At 51.7% G+C, this 23,210-nt stretch carries 1 protein-coding gene; it reads left to right on the forward strand.

Annotated features, from left to right (window positions below):
• Positions 1-13: 13 nt before the first annotated feature.
• Entirely contained in the window at positions 14-23,197 is a 23,184-nt protein-coding gene (locus TBC1_RS09135) for a PKD domain-containing protein (protein WP_062041163.1), read from the forward strand.
• Positions 23,198-23,210: the final 13 nt, after the last annotated feature.

Consider the following 23,210-nt stretch of genomic DNA (forward strand, 5'->3'; position numbering starts at 1 on the left):
AAAATACAAGAATATGAAGACCTTTTACAGAATTTTCGGGGGGAAACGCGTAAGAAGGGCGCTCGTGTTATTTGCGCTTGTTTCATCAATACAAGCGATTTCACAGCCATGCTCTGTTCCTACGGAAGCTTTCCTTACAGGTAATGCTACGATTTGTCAGGGTTCGACCACGGATATATTGATTAATATTTCCGGCGGTGTCGCACCCTGGCGTGTCATATACAGTATTAACGGCGCATTACAGCCCGAAATAACCGGCATTATAAGCAGTCCCTATATAGTTACAACCGGAACTGCAGGGGATTACAAGATTGAGCAGGTATTGGATGCTGACGACTGTACCGGTGCAATTACCGGCAGTCCGGTCACCATACAGGTAAATCCCTTCCCCACCTCAGCCGGTGCCATAACCGGAAACGCCGCTGTTTGCCAGTCCACCAACGGGGTATCATATTCAGTTCCGGCGATCAGCAATGCAACAGGATATATCTGGGCACTGCCTTCAGGAGCAACAATAGCTTCGGGAAACAACACCAATTCCATCTCAGTTAACTTCAGCAGCGCCGCTTCCTCGGGGAATATCTCGGTTTATGGCACCAACAGCTGCGGAAACGGAGCTTCATCCGGTTTGTTTGTAACTGTTTCTCCCTTACCCGGAGCAGCTGGTGTTATATCCGGTTCCGCTTCGGTCTGTCAGGGTCAATCAGGGCTTAATTATTCAGTGAGCCCGGTTTCCGGCGCCACCTCTTATGAGTGGGCACTTCCGGCAGGTGCAACCATTACATCAGGATCAAACTCCAACAGCATCACGGTTTCATATTCCACTTCGGCAAGCTCGGGCCCGGTAGCGGTAAGAGGCATCAACAGCTGCGGAAACGGCAGCTGGTCTCCTGATCTTCAGGTTACAGTCAATCAGCTGCCGGGCAATCCCGGTCCTGTAACCGGCTCTTCGGCGGTATGCCAGGGCCAGACAGGGGTTACCTACAGCGTTCCGGCCATTGCGCTTGCCAATGGTTATGAGTGGACCCTGCCAACAGGCGCCAGCATTATCAGCGGCGCAAACACCAATCAGATAACAGTCAACTTCAGCCCAGCGGCGGTTTCCGGCGATATTCTGGTCAGAGGGCTTAACGGTTGCGGAGCCGGCCAGTGGTCGGCTGCTTTTGCAGTTACGGTGAGCAATCTTCCACTTGCAGCGGGCAATATTACGGGGCCCGCGCTGGTTTGTTCCAATCAGACAAATCTTGTTTACAGTATTGCACCGGTAGCTTATGCAGCCGGGTATGAGTGGCAATATCCGGCCGGGTTCACAGTGAGCGGACCGTCAAACGGAAGCACCCTCACCCTGAATGCATCCGGCGCTACGGCCGGCATCGTCAGGGTACGGGCCGTTAATTCATGCGGCAGCGGCACCTGGTCGCCCGATCTCAGCCTGGCTGTCCATCCTTTGCCAACGGCAAATGCCGGACCTGACGCACAGATATGCGCCACCGCCAGCCATACCCTGTCAGGAAACGCAACAGATTACAGCAGTGTAAGCTGGAGCAGCAGTGGAAGCGGATCGTTCGTGAATCAGAATTCCCTGTCTGCAACTTATATTCCCAGTCCTGCAGATGCAGCGGCTGGCTCAGTCGTACTTACACTTACCGTAACATCGGCATCGCCCTGCATTGGCAGCACAACAGATCAGATGATCCTCACATTACTGTCCCTGCCGGTTGTGAATGCCGGACCTGATTTTTCATCCTGCGGCACTTCTGGTGCAACCCTTGGCGGCAGCATGGCCTCCAACTACGGATCTTTGCTTTGGACCACTTCAGGAAGCGGCACCTTCTCAAACCCGGCTGCGCTGCACCCGGTGTACAACCCCGACGCCAATGATGTGGCAACGGGATCAGTAACGCTTACATTGACAGCTTATGGAAATGCAGGATGCGCAGGCGAATCAGCCAGCGATCAGATGACCCTGTTTCTCAATCCATTACCAGTTGCAAATGCCGGCAATGCCGCATCCACCTGCGAAGGTGAATCATATACCGTCACCGATGCCACGGCTTCAAACTTCGGGACCCTTACCTGGTCAAGCAACGGCACCGGAACCTTTACCAACAACGGCACGCTGAATCCCACCTATACTCCCAGCCTTGCCGATGCCATCAACGGATCGGTAAATCTGACCCTTACCGCCACCCCATTGGCACCATGCCTTGGAAATGCCACTTCGGTAAAGACGCTCAGCATAACCCGCCTGGCTCTGGCCAATGCCGGACCTGACGGCAACTCCTGTGGCAATACTCCGTTTACCCTCAGCAGTGCTTCAGCCACCAATTATTCTTCACTGTTGTGGACCAGCAGCGGATCGGGTTCATTTGTAAATCCCGGCATCCTGAACGCCACTTATATTCCCGGAGCAGGAGACCTTGTGAGCGGATCGGTAACCCTTACCCTTACACTTACCGGAAACTCACCCTGTGCAACTCCGGTTTCAGATGATATGGTACTTTCCATTGGTGGCGAACCCACAGCTTATGCAGGACTTGACGGTCAAACCTGTGAAACCACTCCTTTTACAGTTACCACAGCAACGGCAACAAATTATTCTGCAATTAACTGGACGACCAGCGGAACCGGTATATTGTCAGATGCCGGATCATTAACACCGACATATACACCATCAAACGCCGATGCACTTGCAGGAATTGTAACTTTATCGCTGACCGCTACCGGGCAGGCTCCCTGTACATCGACAATCACCGACATCATGCAGATTGTCGTCACACCTGCCCCCCTTGCCGACGCAGGGGCCAACTTCTCGGTCTGCAGCAGTAGCAGTTTTACTGTAACCGGGGCAAGTGCACAATATTATTCTTCGATCAACTGGACATCATCGGGCACCGGTACGCTGGTAGATGCCAATCAGATAGACCCGACCTATACGCCAAGTGCTGCCGATATCGCCAACGGCGCGGTTACCCTGACCCTTTCCGCCATGGGCAATGCGCCCTGTGTTGCACCTGTTGTGGATGCCGTGCTTGTGACAATTAATCAGATCCCTTCTGTTTTTGCAGGAAATGATCTGGCCATCTGTGAAGGCCCGCATAATGTAACCGGAGCAGTAGCCACCGATTACAGCTCGCTGATGTGGACCAGCAGCGGAGATGGAGTCTTTATCAATCCCACTTCACTCACCCCGATTTACACACCCGGCCCCGGCGATCTTATCAACGGACTGGTAACACTTACGCTTTCAGCAACATCGCTGCCACCATGTGCGGATATCGTTTCTGATGATGTTATCCTGACAATTCGTCCGCTTCCGCTGGTTTTTGCCGGGCCCAACGCCAATGTATGTGAAGGCAGTACCTACGAACTGATCAATGCTACCGCAACAAATTACACTTCACTCACCTGGAGTACCAGCGGTTCGGGTAATTTCAACAACATCAACACCCTGAATCCGGTTTACACCCCAAGCCTTGCCGATATCGCCAACGGCGCCATTACCTTAACACTCACTGCCACAAATCCTCCTTGTCAGCCTCAGACCAGTGATATGACCCTGAATATCAGGCGCAATCCTGTTGCCAATGCAGGAACTGATGCTCCGATTTGTGAAGGAGAAAGTTACACCGTAAACAACGCAACAGCAACCAATTCGTCATCGGTTATGTGGACCAGCACCGGCAGCGGAACTTTGCTGAATCCCACCACCCTCACCCCAACGTATATACCTTCAGCCGCCGATATCATGATCGGTTCGATACAGCTTACCATGACCGCCTATGCGGTTGCTCCTTGTATCATCACCGATACGGATGTGATGGAGATTACCATTACCAACGCTCCTACAGCCTTTGCGGGAAATGATGCTACCATTTGCGCAAGCCAGTCGCACACCATTGTTGGCAGCACGGCCGGCAATTATTCTTCGCTCGCATGGTCAACATCGGGCGACGGCGTAATTCTGGCAGCTAATACGCTGTACCCGACCTATGTCCCCGGTATTATTGACGAATCACTTGGATTTGCCATACTCACACTTACAGCCTACGGTGTAAATCCCTGCACAGGCAACGCCACCGATCAGATGATGCTCACCGTAGTGAGTGAACCCGGGGTAGATGCCGGACCGGATATTCAGATCTGTATCGGCTCGAATGTTCCGCTTGCAGGAGCAAGCGCACAAAGCGTATCTTCCGTATACTGGACAACCTCTGGCAGCGGAAGTTTCTCAGATCCTACCCTGGTCAATCCGGTTTACACACCCAGTCCGCAGGATATTACCAACGGCAGTGTGATTCTGATGATTACCGGACAAGGCGTTGCGCCTTGCAGTTCCTCCACATTTGATATCATGAACCTGCAAATCAGCCAGCCTCCGGTGGTGAACGCCGGAAGTGACGGAGAAATCTGCGAAACCGGATCATACTATATTTTTGATGCTTCCGCAACCGATTACTCGGCCATCACCTGGACCACCATGGGCGATGGTGTTTTCTCAAATCACAACTCCATCAATCCGACCTATACCCCGGGTCCCGCCGATATTGCAGCCGGATCGGTACTGCTCTATCTGAATGCCACCAGTTTATTGCCTTGCAGCGGTTCTGTGAGCGATGCCATGCTGCTTACCATTCATCCCATGCCTACCATTAACGCAGGTGCAGATGCCGCTACCTGCGAAGGCGATACTTACCTTTTGTCAGGTGCCACGGCACTCGATTACAGCAGCTTGCAATGGACAACTTCGGGTTCAGGCTGGTTCTCAAACAATGCAGCCTTAAATCCCATTTACACCCCGAGTGCCACCGATATTATCAACGGAAGTGTAACACTGACCCTTACAGCCACCGGATTGCTGCCCTGCACAGGACAAGTTACTGATCAGATGATACTTACCATCCGCCGTCAGCCGGTTGTCAATGCCGGAGCCGACGAAACCATTTGCGTAGGAACTTTCACCATCACTACTGCCTCGGCATCCAATTACAGCACCCTGCAGTGGGTTTCCAGCGGAACATCAGGAACCTTGCTGAATGCAAATACCATAACTCCCACCTACATGCCGAGTCCGGCTGATATTGCCAACGGATCAGTGGTTCTTACACTTACAGCCAATCCCAATACTCCTTGCGCAGTCCCCGCTGTAGACCAGACGATTATTACCATTCGTCCACTGGTTGAAGTAAATGCCGGAGCCGATGTTACCATCTGCGAAACATCAACCTTTACGCCTAACACTGCTTCCGCAACCAATTATAGCGACATTCTCTGGACCTCATCCGGAACCGGTTCATTCATCAACGCCAACACACTCACTCCAACGTATACCCCAAGTCCTGCCGATATAGCTTTGGGCTGGGTTACCCTCACCATCAGCGGAACCAGTATTGCTCCGTGCAATCAAACCGTAAGCGACAACATGACGCTTACCATCCGCAGGCAGGCCGTAGTTGACGCCGGAATAAGCACAACCATCTGCGAAACCGCAACCTATCAGACCTCCCCCGCCTCGGCCATTAACCACACATCATTGTTGTGGTCAACCAGCGGAACCGGAGTTTTTGCCGACCCAACCATTTTGGTTACTACTTATACCCCAGGTGCAGCAGACATTGCCAACGGAAGTGTTCAGCTTACGCTCACAGCTACCAGCATGGCTCCGTGCGTCGCACCCATCAGCGACTTTATGGTGCTTACCATTCAGGAAGGGCCTCAGGCAGATGCCGGTATTGATGCCGCTATTTGCGAGAATGAATCCTACAATGTAACCACCGCAACTGCCGGCGGATACTCAGGTTTGGTGTGGACTACCAGCGGAAACGGAACTTTTGTTGACGGAACCACACTCAATCCGACTTACACTCCGGGCTCTGCAGACATTGCGGCAGGTAGCGCAATACTTACCTTAACCGCCAGTTCAACATCACCATGTACCGGACAGGCAACCGATTCATTTATACTCACTGTAAATGCAGCAGCAACAGCCAATGCCGGTGCCGATGCTTCAGTTTGTGAAGGCACAGGATTAGTGATCCTGGATGCAACAGCTGACAATTATTCCACCATCAACTGGTCAACTTCAGGAACAGGTTCCTTTAGTAACGGCAGCACGTTAAGCCCTACCTATTTCCCGAGCTCCGAGGATGTTACCAACGGAACGGTTGTTCTTACCCTTACCGCTGCAAGTGCAGTTCCTTGTACTTTGCCGGCTGCTGATACTAAAGTGGTAACCGTAGTTCCCATGCCCGAAGTAAATGCCGGACCTGATGATGTTTCCTGCGGAATGGCATTGTACAATATTACAGGCGCTACTGCTTCAGATTATGCTTCACTGTTGTGGACAACTTCCGGAAGTGGTGTTTTCACCAATGCTACTGCATTAAACCCGTCATATCAGCCCAGCGCTGCCGATGTTGCTGCAGGAAGCGTAACTCTTACCCTTGCAGCAATCAGTGCAACCCCATGTCCTTCAAACCCTTCCGATTCATTTATTCTTACTCTTGAAGAAGAAGCTGCTGCCAATGCAGGTGCTGACGCCTCGGTTTGCGAAGGTAATATCTACATCGTATTTGATGCAACAGCATCCAACTACTCAGCCATCAACTGGGTTCATAACGGATCGGGAGTGCTGACCGGTGGTAACACACTTACTCCTTCTTACACTCCGTCGGCTGCTGATGCTTTGGCCGGATCGGTTACCCTTCAGCTTACTGCCATCGGAAACGCACCCTGCGGTGATGTAACCGATACCAAAATCATTACTGTAAGCCCATTGCCATTGGTAAATGCCGGACCCGATGCCACCATTTGTTTTGGAAGCGGCTACACCCTGAGCCTGGCAACGGCACAGCATTACAGTTCAGTTTTGTGGTCAACTTCAGGAAGCGGAACCTTCAGCAACCCCGCTTTACTTAACCCTGTGTACACTCCCAGTGCAGCAGATCTGCTTGCCGGACAGGTGATTCTCACCGTTTCGGTTGATGCCACTGCACCTTGTACCGGTTCTGTAAGTGATTTCATGATTCTTATATTTGAAGAAGGTCCTTTGGCCAACGCCGGTGCTGACGCAACTATTTGCGAAGGATCTGTATTTACAGTTTCCACTGCATCAGCCAGCAATTATCTGTCTTTGATGTGGACAACTTCAGGAGACGGCTCATTTGCCCTGGCAAATACCCTTACCCCGACTTATACTCCGGGTACTGCCGATTTACTCACCGGATTTGTTACCCTTACCCTTAGTGCATATGGAAATCCTCCCTGCACTGAGCACAGCGATGAAATGCTGCTCACATTTGCTGAAGCAGTTACAGCCAACGCCGGTACTGATGTTACCATTTGCGAAGGAGAAACAGTTATAGTAGCCGATGCCAGCGCACAGCATTACAATAACGTTCTCTGGACAAGCAGTGGCAGTGGTGTTTTGAATAATGAAACTACCCTTACCCCGACTTATTACCCCAGCGCAGCCGATATTTCGGCAGGATCAGTTGTTCTTACACTTACCGCTTACGGACAGGCTCCCTGCGGTGGCAGCGCTGTCGACGGTAAATTGATTACCATTAATGCAGCTCCTCAGGTAAATGCAGGCCCCGATGCTACTTTGTGTCAGGGAAGTTCACATACCATCAGCGGAGCAACTGCTACGGGAACTTCATCACTCAACTGGACAAGCTCGGGCAGCGGAAGTTTCTCAGGAAATGGAACACTGACTCCCACCTATACTCCAAGCCTTGCCGACTTTACCCTGGGAAGTGTAACCCTTACCCTCACCGGAAATGCAGTAAGTCCCTGCAGCACACCGGCTACCGATGGGATGATTCTTACCCTTGTACCCGCAGCAACAGCCAATGCCGGTTCCGATGCCACCATCTGTGAAACCCAGTCATTCACTGTATCTACTGCCTCAGCCAGTAATTACAGCAGCATTGCATGGACCAGCAGCGGATCGGGAACCCTGAGCGGAGCAACCACCCTCACCCCGACTTACACCCCGGGCGCAGCTGATATCACTACCGGTTCGGTTGTGCTTACGCTGACCGCCATTTCAGGAGCCCCTTGCAGCAACCCGGTAAGCGATCAGATGATCATCACCATCGATCAGGAGCCTGAAGCTTATGCAGGAGCCGATGCCACCATTTGTGAAGGCCAGCAGCACACCATTACCGGAGCTACCGCCACTACAGGCCTGGTATTCAACTGGATGTCAAGCGGAACCGGAACATTCCTGAATCAAAACACACTTACACCAACCTACATTCCCAGTGCAGCCGATGTAGCTGCAGGAAGCGTTACCATAGGCCTGTCGGTGCAGGGAACCGGAGCATGCAATATGCTGGTTACCGATGACATGCTTTTAACCATTAACCGGATGGCTACTGTTAATGCAGGCCCCGATGCTACCATTTGCGAAGGTTTTACCTATACATTGTCAGGTGCTTCTGCCGCCAATTATGCTTCAGTAACCTGGACCACCTCAGGTAGCGGCTCTTTTACCAATCCGGCAATTGTAAATGCAACCTACAACCCGAGTGCAGCTGATATCGCCAATGGTTCGGTAGTTCTTACCATTCAGGCAACAGCCGCCGGAGTATGCGCAGGATCGGTAAGCGATCTTATGACACTTACATTCAATACATTACCGGTTGTAAATGCCGGACCCGATGTTACTTCATGCGATGCAGCTGTTACACTGAGCGGAGCAACAGCTTCCAATTACAGCAGTCTGTTGTGGACAAGTTCCGGAACCGGTACTTTGTCGAATTCAACCACCTTGTCGCCCACCTATGTTCCCAGTGCAGCAGACCTTGCCGCAGGCTTTGCTGATCTTACCTTAACAGCACAGGCCACAGCACCTTGCACAGGAAGTACATCAGATGTTGTAAGGATCAACCTGAATCAGGGCCCGGTGGTAAATGCCGGCAACGATGGTTCAATCTGTGCAGGAAACACCTTTGCCATCAATGGAGCTTCGGCAGTCCATACCTCGCTGATTACCTGGTCAACATCCGGAAGTGGTACATTCAGTAATCCAAACATTATCAATCCGGTGTATACCCCGGGTGCCAGCGACATAGCCAGTGGTTCTGTTGTGCTTACCCTTACCGGAATTCCTGTATCACCTTGTTCAGCCCCCGCAACAGATCAGTTGCTGCTCACCATCACCCCGGTGGCTACTGCTTTTGCAGGAACCGATGATGTAACCTGTTCATCCTCCTATCTGGTTACGGGTGCTACAGCAAGCAATTACAGTTCGTTTACATGGACAAGCAGCGGAACCGGATCATTTATTAACCAGACCACCCTTACACCGACCTATTTACCAAGTGCCGCCGATGTTGCCAACGGCTCTGTTGTTCTTACCCTCGAGGTGATGAGCAACGCACCTTGTTCCCAGCTGGTAACCGACAGCAAACTGCTCACACTTATGAATGAGCCTTTAGCCAATGCCGGCGTTGATGCTTCGGTTTGTGCAGGTTCAACCTACATGGTAACTACAGCCACAGCATCCGGCTACAGTTCACTAAACTGGAGCACTTCAGGATCGGGAAGTTTCTCGGGACAAAACACGATTAACCCTGTTTACACCCCAAGTGCTGCCGACATCGCCAATGGCTCAGTAACACTTACCCTCACTGCCACAGCAGCATCTCCCTGCAGCAATACCGCATCAGATCAGATGGTGCTTACCATTCAAAGAGCAGCCACAGCCAATGCAGGCAGCGATGCAGCCATCTGCGAAGGCAATACCCATACCCTGAGCGGTTCGGTTTCAAACAGCACCCTGTTCAGTTGGAGCAGCAGCGGAACCGGTACATTTGCCAATGGTTCCACGCTTACCCCAATTTACACTCCGGGAGCAGCCGACATCACAGCCGGCAGCGTTACCATAACCCTCACAGCGTTTGCAACAGCACCCTGCAGCACGCCCGCCACCGATATCATGGTACTGACCTTTACCCCTCAGCCGCAGATATTTGCCGGTGCCGATGCAGTAAGTTGCGGCTCAGATTACACCATAAGCGATGCCACTGCATCCAACTACAATACACTCTCATGGTCAACTTCAGGAACAGGAACCTTTATCAACCCCGGTTCAATCAATCCTACCTATGTTGCCAGTCTTGCTGATATTTCATCAGGCAGTGTAACCCTTACGCTTACTGCAACAGGAAACTCACCTTGTATCAATAATGTTTCCAATGCACTTGTGCTTTCCTTTGCCCCCATACCTACTGTCTCGGCAGGAAGCGACGATGCAGTCTGCGGCAACAGCAGCTATACGCTTACAGGGGCATCCGCAGCAAATTATTCAACCATTACATGGAGTACCAGCGGAAGCGGAACCTTCTCCAATACTACCCTGGTAAATCCTGAGTATTATCCCAGTGCAGCCGATATTGCTGCCGGTTCGGTGGTTCTTACCGTTACGGCTACCAGCCTTGCTCCATGCAACACCACTGCATCCGACAACATGGCACTGACATTCAACCTGACTCCTCAGGCCAATGCCGGCCCCGACGCCAACAGTTGCGGAACAGCCTCATTCCAGGTAACCGGAGCCACAGCCTCAAACTATGCTACCATTTACTGGACCCACAATGGTACAGGAACCATCTCAGGAGCCAATACCATTTCTCCGGTTTACACTCCATCGCAGGGCGATGTTACCACCGGACAGGTAACTCTTACACTGCATGCAACAGCCATTGCTCCTTGCACTGGTGAAGTAACTTCAGCCATGAACCTCAATCTGCAGGCTGGTCCATTGGCCAATGCAGGTGCTGATGTTTCCGTTTGCGAGGGACAGAGCTATACACTTTCAGGAGCTACCGCAAGCGGATTTGCTACCTTACTTTGGAGTACAGGCGGATCGGGCACTTTCAGCAATACAGCTGCGCTGAATCCGGTGTATTATCCAAGTGCAGGAGATATTGCCAATGGATCAGTAACCCTGACAATGACCCTGCAGGGAGCGCCTCCATGCAACACCGTAGCTGCCGATTTTATGGTTCTTACCATTCAAGGCCTCCCGTTTGCTGATGCCGGCGCTGATGATGTTGCCTGCGGAAGTTCCTATCAGCTGATCAACGCCTCTGCTGCGAATTATTCTTCAGTAAACTGGACCAGCAGCGGTACAGGTTTCTTCTCAAACAGCGCATTGGTTAACCCGGTGTATACCCCGAGTGCAGGCGATATTGCGACCGGTTCGGTTACACTTACCCTTACTGCCACCGGAGTCAGCCCCTGCATCAATCAGACAGCCAGCCAGATGGAACTCACCATCGGAGCAACGGTTACCGCCAGCGCCGGAGTTGACGGCAGCACCTGCGGTACCACTCCTTTTACAGTAAGTACTTCTTCGGCAAGCAATTATTCAGGCATCAACTGGACAACTTCAGGCTCAGGAACTTTTGCCAACCAGAACAGCCTGAATCCGACCTATACCCCAAGTGCAGGCGACGTAGCCTTAGGTGCGGTTACCCTTACCATGCACGTACAGGGCAACTCTCCCTGCTTTACCAACCTTCAGGACAATATGCTGCTTACCATTCTGAATACCGCCACAGCATATGCGGGCCCTGACGCACAGGTATGCAACGGAAGCAGTTACACTGTGACCGGAGCCACGGCCACCAACTATGCAGCCGTAAGCTGGAGCACCACCGGTACCGGAACCATTGTAAGCGGCAACACCCTCAATCCGACTTATATTCCCAGCGCTCAGGATTATCTGAACGGGAATGTGATACTGACATTAACCGCTGTTTCAACCGCACCTTGTTCCGGCAATATCAGCGATGAGATGGTATTAACGTTTGCCGATGGCCCGCTGGCCAATGCCGGCCCGGATGCGGAAATATGCTTCGGCTCAAGTTATAATGTTACCGGCGCAACAGCCTCAGGCTACACCACGCTCAACTGGACTTCCTCCGGAACAGGAACACTGGTGAATGCAACATCACTCACACCCACTTATATTCCTTCAAATGCAGACCGGGTAGCAGGTTCAGTAAATCTGACACTGACCCTTCAGGGCGCTGCACCTTGCTTCGGCTCGCATACCGATGCCATGACACTGACCATCAGCTCCTTACCCACAGGTTTACCGGTAATCAGCGGACCGCAGGATGTATGTGCCGGCCAGACAGGAGTTGCTTATTCAGTAATTCCTGTACAATACGCTACTTCTTACAGCTGGATTCTTCCTTCGGGAGCCACCATTGTTGCCGGAGCCAACACTTCCAACATTGTGGTTGATTTCTCGATGTCGGCAGTATCCGGTAACATTTATGTAACCGCTTCAAGTGCATGCGGAAGCGGCCCTGTTTCAGCTGCTTATGCTGTAACTGTCAGTCCTCTGCCCGGAAATCCAGGTATAATTATGGGACCTGCTACCATTTGCCAGAATACTTCAGGAGTTATTTACTCAATCAATACTGTAAGCGGCGCAACAGCCTACCAGTGGACAGTTCCCACAGGAGCAACTATAGTTGCAGGAACCGGTACCAACACCATTACTATTGATTACTCAACAACTGCCATTTCAGGCGATATCACTGTGACCCCACAGAATTCGTGCGGAAACGGCAATACTTCAACCCTGGCGATAACCGTTAATCCTATGCCTGTTGCTCCGGTAATCACGGCCAACGGACCCATTGAATTCTGCGAAGGAGGAAGTGTTGAACTTACTGCAACTGCAGGTTATGCTTCTTATCTCTGGTCGAACGGCATGACCACCCAAAGCATTACTGTAACTGCTTATGGCATTTATTCAGTGGTAGCCACTGATGCAGCTGGTTGCGCAAGCCTTCCTTCAAATGAAATAACCGTAAATGTTCACATGCTGTTTGTTCCCGATGTAACCGCCAGCGGACCCACCGACCTTTGTCAGGGCGAAAGCGTGATCCTCTCTGCACCTGCAGGATATGCATCCTATCTCTGGAATAACGGACAAACCTCACAAAGTATCACTGTTACGACGGCCGGAGTATATAATGTTACCGTAACCGATGCCTTTGGCTGTACCAGCCTGCCTTCGGCAGATATTAACGTTACAGTGAATCCTTTACCTTCAACCCCGGTAATTACACCCGACGGACCACTCAACTTCTGCGCAGGAGGCAATGTAACCCTTTCGGCACCGGCCGGATATGCATCCTACCTTTGGTCAAACGGTGAAACTACCCAGAGCATTCTGGTTACTTCAAGCGGAGTATTCTCGGTAACAGTAAGTGATCTTTCCGGATGCACCAGCTTGCCATCGGCATCGGTAACCGTTAATGTGAATCCTTACCCTGCAACGCCGGCCATTGTTGCCAATGGCCCGACTACATTCTGCAACGGGGGCAGTGTGGAGCTTACCGCAACCCCGGGATATGCTTCATATCTCTGGTCAAACGGCGCCACCACCCAAAGCATAACTGTAACAGAAACCGGATCATATACCGTAATTGTAACCGACAACATCGGTTGTTCAAGTCAGCCATCGGCACCGGTAAGTGTAACAGTACTGCAGCCACCCACACCAACCATCGTAGCCAACGGACCATTGATGTTCTGCAGCGGCGGCAGCGTTGTGCTCACAGCTCCGGCCGGATATGCAGCGTATCTGTGGTCTAACGGAGAAACTACCCAAAGTATTACCGTCACTGTTTCCGGAAGTTATACGGTTCAGGTAACCGATGCCAACGGATGTCTCAGTGATCCTTCAAATATTATTGATGTTACTGTTTATTCGCCTGCAACACCTCCGGTGATCGTAGCGCTCGGCCCCACAACCATCTGCGATGGTGAATCGGTAACCCTCTCAGCTCCTGCCGGATATTCGGCCTATTTCTGGAACAACGGACAATCCACGCAGAATATCCTGGTAAGCACCGCCGGAAATTATTTTGTCACGGTAACTGACGCGAATGGTTGCACATCGGCACCTTCCAATACAATAACAGTAACGGTAATTCCTCAACCTGATGCGGATGCCGGATCGAATGCAAGCATTTGTGCAGGATCGGATTACACCATCACCGGAGCCTCAGCCAGTAATTATTCCACCCTCTTATGGACAAGTTCCGGATCAGGCTACTTTGTGAACAACGGGAACCTCGATGCAACCTATGTGCCTTCGGCCGGCGATATTTCAACCGGTAGCGTAATGCTTACGCTTTCAGCCGTCGGATTCGGACCCTGCACCATGGCAGCAGAAAGTTCCATGCTACTGAGCATATCCAATGCGCCCACAGCTTACGCCGGGACTGACTTCAACATCTGCGAAGGCGGCAACATCAATATTTCTCTTGCCACTGCCAGTTATTATCAGTCTTTAAGTTGGTCAACCACCGGTTCGGGCCTGTTCCTGAACGGTAATACGCTTACACCAACCTATATCCCCAGCGCACTTGATATCAGCAGCGGACTGGTTTCCCTTACATTAACCGCCTGGCCAATGGCTCCATGTGCCAATCCGGCAACGGATGCCATTTTGGTAACAATAAACCGTGCACCCCAGGTGTTTGCAGGCAACAACACAAGTCTTTGCCCGCCTGACCAATACACCACCCTTGATGCCACGGCAAGCAATCACACCCACCTGCTCTGGACAACCAATGGTACCGGAACGTTTACCGATCCTACTTCATTGGTGACCGTATACAGCCCGAGTGCTGCCGACATCAGCAACGGATCGGTAACCCTGACACTCACCGGCTACGCAAACAGCCCGTGTTCAAATGTAAGTGACGATATCGTTCTTGTTCTCGTGCCCTCCCCTGTAGCAGATGCCGGACCTGACCGCCTGATCTGTGAAGGTGAAAACGTTATTGTCAACGGAACTGCAACAGGATACCAGTCTGTCTTCTGGACAACTTCTGGCAGTGGTACCATTGTCAACGGAAATACATTAACACCAACCTACATTCCGAGTGTTGCCGACATCAACAACGGGTGGGTGACACTTACCCTTACAGCAAATCCGTTGGCTCCGTGCGCAGTACAGGCCATTGATGCCATGCAGCTGAACATCACCCGGACTCCTACGGTATTTGCAGGCAGCGACATCAGTTTATGCCCGGCAGACCCTTATACCACAAGCACTGCAACAGCTTCAAACTATAGCTACATTGAGTGGACAACCACCGGCACGGGCACTTTCTCGGGCCCCAACAACCTGGTAACCGTTTACACCCCGTCAGCAGCAGATATTACCAATGGTACTGTTACCCTGACTTTGACCGGATATGCAAACAGCCCGTGTTCACCGGCAAGCAGCAATATTGTGCTTTTACTTTCAAATCCTCCGGCAGCCGATGCCGGCCCTGATCACCTGATCTGCGAAGGCAGCATGGTAAGTATTACCGGAGCATCTGCTTCCAACTACCAATCACTGAACTGGGCTACTTCCGGAACCGGAACATTTATCAACGGCAATTCACTCACCCCAACCTACCTCCCGAGCATTGCCGATATCACAAACGGCACAGTAATCCTGAGCCTGACAGCAACCCCGGTTTCTCCATGTGCAACCACCGCCAGTGATGCGACCACCGTCACCATTTCGCGCAATCCTCAGATCTTTGCCGGTGACGATACCACCCTTTGTCCGGCAGGCCCGTACACCACCGCTTCTGCCACAGCTGCTTTTGCAGCCATGCTTGAGTGGAGCAGTAACGGAACCGGATCCTTCAGCGATGAATATGCACTGGTAACAATTTACAATCCGTCAGCACAGGATATCGCCAACGGAACCGTAACCCTTACCCTTACAGGTTATGCCAACGCTCCATGCGGCAATGTCAGCGACGATATAATCCTGAATCTCTCCATGCCTGCAGCAGTCAATGCAGGTGCAGACGTGACCATTTGCGAAGGAATGCAGCATACCATTTCCGGAGCTTCCGCTTCAAACTATCAGTCAATCAGCTGGATAAGCAGTGGAACCGGAGTGATTATGAACGGCAATACACTGAACCCCACTTACATCCCCAGCATGGCAGATATTACCAACGGGGGAGTGATTCTCAGTCTGATTGCCACACCGCTGGCCCCATGCACCGGAAATGTGACCGATGCCATGCAGTTGACCATTGTACGCACGCCTCAGGTATTTGCCGGAAACGATGCGGCCATCTGTCCTCCCGGATCCTATACCATCAGCGATGCAACGGCCTCGAATTATCTGGCGTTGCAGTGGACCAGCAGCGGCACAGGAAGTTTTTCGAACAATGCCACCCTGGTTACCATTTACAATCCATCACCGGAAGATATCGCCGCAGGCACGGTGACCCTGACGCTGACAGCTTTTGCCGGCTCCCCCTGTGCCAATGCTTCTGATGACATTGTTCTCTACTTTGTACCTGAAGCTATGGTCAACGCCGGCGCCGATGCAGTGATCTGCGAGGGTTCCCAGTTTATGGTTACCGGAGCTTCAGCCGCCAACTATTCAAATCTTACCTGGAGCACCAGCGGAACCGGAGTTTTCGTGAACAACGGAACCGTAACACCTACCTACATCCCGAGCGGAGCTGATATCAGCAACGGTATGGTGATACTCACACTTACCGCTGATCCCGTTGCCCCCTGTTCCATTCAGGCTGCCGATGCCCTCATTCTTACGATTAACGCTGCTGCCCAGGCCAATGCAGGTCCAAACGGACAGGCATGCTATGGTGACAACTTCTATCTTGCAGGAGCCTCAGCAGCAAATTATTCCGATATTCTCTGGACCAGCTCGGGTACGGGAAGCTTTACCAATCCTACCGAGGTAAATGCAACCTACATCCCTTCGGCTGACGACCTTGCCGCAGGAAATGTTACCCTGACGCTGACAGCCTTTGGCAACAGCCCCTGCGGGGATCAGTCTGACTTTATGGTACTTTCCATCACCCCCGGCGCTACCGTTGATGCAGGTGATGACCTGAATATCTGCTTTGGCCCCGCACCTGTTTCCGGAGCAACCGCCACGAATTATTCAAGTCTGCAATGGACGGTTTCATTCGGATCCGGCATGCTGGTGAACGCCGGCAACATCATGCCAACCTATATTCCAGGTGCCGCTGACCTGACAAACGGATATGTGATCCTCACACTTACCGTCAATCCGCTGGCTCCCTGTACCGATCCGATCGCCGATAACAAGACCCTTACCATCAGTGAAACACCGCTGGTCGATGCAGGACTTGATGAAACCATCTGCGAAGGTTCGACCTATACCATCAACGATGCCTCAGCATCAAACTACGCAATGCTGATGTGGAGTTCATCGGGAACCGGTACCTGGGTAAACGTCAATACCCTGAATCCTACCTATACGCCGAGCGCAGCCGATATTGCTGCCGGTTCGGTAGTGCTGACACTTTCCGCTACCAATGGCGCCTGTCCCCAGATATCGGATTACAAGCAACTGAACATTCAAAGGGAGGTTATGGTTAACGCAGGTATGGATGATGCTATTTGTGAAGGATCATCCTATATGCTGACGACTGCCTCGGCTGCAGGATACAGCAATCTGCTGTGGTCAACATCAGGTTCGGGAACCTTTAGCAATGCCAATGCTCTAAATTCGGAATATATCCCAAGCCCGGCCGATATCGCTGCCGGCAGCGTAGTGCTGACTTTAACCGGTATTTCATCCATGCCATGTTCAGGAAGCGATTCCGATGATATGACATTGTTTATCAGATACGCTCCGGTAGCCGATGCAGGCACCGACGGGCAGATCTGCCAGGGAGAACAGTACATCATTGCCGATGCGATCGCCTACGATTATGCTACGGTTATCTGGACCACAAGCGGTACCGGAACTTTCATCAACGGATCATCGCTCACGGCAACCTATATCCCCAGCCCGGCCGATATTTCCGCTGGCAGTGTCACCCTGACGCTGGTTGCTTCCAATCCACCATGTGCCGATGCTACCGACAGCCAGTCTCTAACCATTGTTCCGTTGGCACAGGTAAACGCCGGACCGGATGCAACAATCTGCAAGCTTTGCAGCCACACGGTTTCCGGAGCATCTGTCTCCAATGCCTTAAACTTTAGCTGGTCGTCCACCGGGACCGGGACCTTTGTAAATGGCAATACCCTTACCCCGACCTATCAACCAGACGCCGGAGACATTTCCAACGGCTCGGTCACACTGATTCTGACGGCTGAGAGCGCCTCAGGTTGCGGCAGCTACAGCGATGAAATGGTCATCTATATCAACCAGACTCCGGATCTCGAATTTACCTGGAGCCCGGTTTGTGCCGGCCAGCCAACCGATTTCGTGGTTGATCCGACGGTTACTGACATCAATGCTATTGCTGTATGGCACTGGAATTTCGGTGACGGATTTTATTCCAATGAAATGAATCCGACGCACACCTTCCCGGCCCCGGGCGTTTATAATGTAACACTCACAGCAACAGATACTTCAGGATATTCATCCTTACTCACTCATATCGTTGAGATCAACAGCACGCCCATCGCCTTCTTCAGCTTCGATACCCCCAACTGCATGGGAGAATCAACACAATTCCACAACCTGTCATCGACTGAAAATGGCTATATTACACGCTGGGTATGGAATTTCGGCGACGGATCTGCAACGGATACCATATACTTCCCCAATGATCCAAATGTTGAGCACACCTATGCCAATCCGGGCATCTTTGAAGTGACGCTCAATGTGCTGAACTCCTATGGCTGTGAAAACACCTGGTCAACACAGGTAACGGTTACACCCAATCCGGTTGCCAATTTCTACTATACTACCGTTTGCGAAGACCTTCTGGTGAATTTCCAGGATGCCTCCTTCCCCAACGGGGCAGGCAATGTAGTGAGCTGGGCATGGAATTTTGACGATCCCGCTTCCGGAATCTTCAACACATCCGACCTTGAAGATCCGCAGCACCTCTTCAGTGCACCCGGCACCTATAATGTGACCCTTACAGTTACCAATTTCAACAACTGTACAGGTACCATCACCAAGGAAATCACCGTGGGAGAACTGCCTCCGGTGGAATTCACCTGGGAAACCTCATGTGCTGAATCCCTTACCAGCTTCTTTGCCGACGCTACTGTAATAAATGTAAATGCAATTGCAGAGTACTTGTGGGAATTCGGTGACGGAGGTCAGTCGAACCTGCAGGATCCGCAGCATATGTATGCCGCTGCCGGAGAATACACTGTTGTATTGACTGTAACCGATACAGCAGGATGCAGCAATTCAGTAAGCCATCTGGTTTCTGTCAGCGCGTTACCGGTTGCCTTCTTCAGCTTCAGCGAGCCCAGCTGCTATGAGACCACAACTATTTTCAATGATCTGTCATACGCTTCAAGCGGATATATAACAGAATGGGAATGGATTTTCGGAGATGGCAACAGCGAAACTGTGACATTCCCCGGCAATCCGAACGTTGAACACCAATATGCCAATGCAGGTGTTTACAATGTCACCCTGAACATCACCACATCTGAAGGTTGCGAAAACACCGTTACCCGCCAGGTAGTGGTTGCTCCCAATCCGGTAGCCAACTTTGATGCTGCCACGGCTTGTCTCGGCGAACCGGTTGTATTTACCGACCTTTCGCAGACCAACGGCGGCGGAAACATCATCAACTGGGCCTGGGATTTCGGCGACCCGACTTCAGGGGTAAACAACACTTCAACGCTGCAAAATCCATCGCACACGTATGCACAACCCGGCACATATACAGTCAGCCTGATTGTGACAACAACCAACACCTGTGCCGACACAACTACTATGGACATTACCATAGCACCGGCTCCGGTTGTTGACTTCGTATTTACCAATGCCTGTTCAAACGATACCATTCAGTTTACCAGTTCGACCTTTGTAAATCCCGCTACCACCCTCACCTGGTTCTGGGAGTTCGGCGACGGCACCACTTCGGTGGAAGCTGATCCTCAGCATATCTATGCTACTCATGGTATTTTCACCGTCAGCCTGACCATTACCGATGACCAGGGTTGTACTGCAACAGTTATTCATCCGGTAAGTGTGGTTCCCGGCCCGCAGGCAATGTTTGGATTCAATGCACCGGCCTGTTCAGGCTCTGAGGTGCAGTTCAACGACCTGTCCGTAACCAATGGCAGCGTGATCACCTCATGGTTCTGGGACTTCGGCGACGGCAATACACAACTGGTCACCGCGCCGGGCAACCCGAATGTAAGTCATGTTTATGCCAATGCCGGTGTATATACCGTAACACTGACCATTACAAACCTGCAGGGTTGCGATGCTTCTGCAAGCATGAATGTGGTGATTGTACCCGGCCCTGTCGCTGAATTCACTTTCGACGAAGGTTGCCAGGGAACGCAGGTGGCATTTACCGACCTTACAGCTACCAATGGCGGAACAACCCTGGTGCAGTGGCTCTGGAACTTCGGCGATCCTGCTTCAGGCATAGCCAACACCTCCAATCTGCAGCATCCGGTACATATCTTCAATGCCGCCGGGACCTACACGGTAACCCTTGAGGCAACAAGTGCCAGCGGATGTATCAGCAGTGTACAGCACGATGTGGTCATCACACCTCCGCCGGCTGTGGCCTTTATCATCTCCTCCGGAACCTGCGTCAGCGAACCGGTAACATTCGAGCCTGATACCGCGATTATGGACCTTTCCTCCATTGCATCTTTCGAATGGAACTTCGGTGACGGAACTCCTGTTTCAAATGTCACTTATCCGGTTCATGTTTACAACGTTGCCGGTAGTTTCCAGGTAACGCTTACCGTATTCAACAACGACGGCTGCTCCAACAGCATCACACAAACCGTGAACATCGGCGCCATCCCTGTAGCCGCCTTCAGCTTTGTAAGCGGCTGTACAGGAAACACAACCAGTTTCAGTGACCTGTCATATGCTGTAACCGGTGAACAAATCATAAGCTGGTTCTGGAATTTCAACGATCCGAATGCAATGCCCGGTACAGATACTTCTACCATGCAGCATCCTGATTATCGCTACTCAGCTCAGGGATTGTATGATGTGACGCTTACTGTTACTTCGGAAAGCGGTTGTCAGGGCAGCATCACCATGCCGGTTCAGATATTCCCGGCTCCGGTGGCAGCTTTCAATTACACTACCAATGCCTGTTCGAACGGCTCGGTTTACTTCCAGGATGCTTCTTCAAGTTATATGGGAGCCATCACCAACTGGGACTGGACCTTTGCGCCCGGATACACTTCAACGCTTCAGCACCCGCATCACAACTTCTATCATACAGACAGCTGCTACAATGTGCAACTGGTTGTAACTGATATGCGCGGCTGCGTGGATACCCTGGTTCAGGAAGTATGCATTCCTGCCGGCCTCCAGGTTGAGATTGAGCATTCAGTAACCTGTCACGGCGACACCACCCTGTTTAATCCGGTTCTGATTGCGCCGGCCGGTGATTCACTCGTGGAATTCCAATGGAACTTCGATGATGCAGCTTCAGGCATTCACAATACCTCAACCCTGAGCAACCCGGCCCATTTCTTCCAGAACACCGGTTCTTATCTGGTTTCGCTGATTGCCACCGACATCAACAACTGCCAGACAACCGTCTACAAGCGGGTGGATGTGCTTGAACTCCCGGTTGCCGCATTCAGTTACTCCGCCGGTTCCTGCGACAGCACCCTTTACTTCAGTGACCTGTCGAACGGCAATGGTGCTGACATCGCCGAATGGATCTGGAGCTATGGCGACGGTACATCCGACACCCTTACCTCAGGCCCGGCAGATACCAGCCATTTCTATCACACTTCGGGCATCTTTACGGTGAGCCTTACCACCATTTCGGAACATGGCTGCATATCGGTATTTACACAGGATGTTGAACGCATGCCATGCATCAGCGCGGTATTTGCATCAGTCGACACCCTGAGCTGCGAGCGGCACGCCCTTACATTCGAGGATTACTCGGTTTGCGGCAATCCGATCGACAGGTGGGAGTGGATTTTCGGCGACGGTGACACCCTGGTTTACAATGAGCCACGTCCTTCAGTAACCCATACCTATCAACTGAGCGGCAGCTATCATGTCAGCCTGATTGTGTCGACCACCGTTTCGGGCAAATCGGTCAGCGATACCACAACCATCACTGTTAACGTGCTTACATCTCCTGTTGCAGAATTCTTTGCTCCGGATGTTTGCCTGAACAGCAACACCATCTATACGGATCAGTCGGAATGGACCGATTCAAAGATTGATCAGTGGTTCTGGGATTTCGGCGACCCCAATTCGGTTTACGACACCACATCTGCACGCAATCCGGCATACAGGTATGACAGGCCGGGCGTTTACAATACCCTGCTGACGGTCACCAATGTACTTGGCTGTACCGATACCATCAGTCATCCGCTGACCGTGCACAATCTGCCGGAAGCCAACTTCAGTTACACTCTGGCTTGTCAGAACAACCACACCTTGTTCACCGACCTTACCGAAACCGGTGATACCCTGATCGGACAATGGTGGTGGAGATTCAGCGATTCGCTCAATATGCTTGGTCTTGCCGGTGTTCAGAACCCGCACTTCGTATTTGAAAATACCGGAACCTATAATGTTGAACTGATTGTGGTTGACAACTTTGGTTGTCGCGATACCGCATCCAGCGCCCTGGTTGTCAATCCCAAACCCACCAGTGCCTTCTCATTGACCGAGAATTATGAAAATACACAGGGCAGGGTTCTCTTCACCAACGGCTCCATTGGCGCAACAGCTTATGAGTGGGATTTCAGTACCGGTATTCAATCATTCGAAATCGAACCCGTGGTTGATTTCCCCGGTGACGGAACCTACGAAGTTACCCTGGTATCGATCAACGAGTTTGGTTGCCCTGACACCCTGAAGGTTGATTACAGCCTGATGTTCAAAGGACTGTGGGTGCCCAACGCCTTCTCACCCAACAACCCGAATGCATCCGTAAGGCTCTTCAAACCGGTAGGTATCAACCTGAGCAGTTATACCATTGAGGTTTATGACACCTGGGGCAACCTTCTCTGGACTTCGAGTGAACTGGATGCCAATGGCGCTCCGGCCGAAGGATGGAACGGCGTGTTCAACGGAACCCTGCTGCCTCAGGATACCTACATGTGGAAAGCCACCGCCATCTTTAAGGACGGGACCATCTGGAGAGGCAACGATGTGGGTGAGCGCAACAATATACCCGAAAAAACCTATGGCACCGTAACGCTGATCAGGTAAACCGAATGCTGAT

This window comes from Lentimicrobium saccharophilum (assembly GCF_001192835.1).
Classification (GTDB): Bacteria; Bacteroidota; Bacteroidia; order Bacteroidales; family Lentimicrobiaceae; genus Lentimicrobium; species Lentimicrobium saccharophilum.

What these genes read in the sequence shown, in the direction of transcription:
- TBC1_RS09135 (WP_062041163.1), top strand. Translation starts at nt 14, where the DNA reads ATGAAGACCTTTTACAGAATTTTCGGGGGGAAACGCGTAAGAAGGGCG.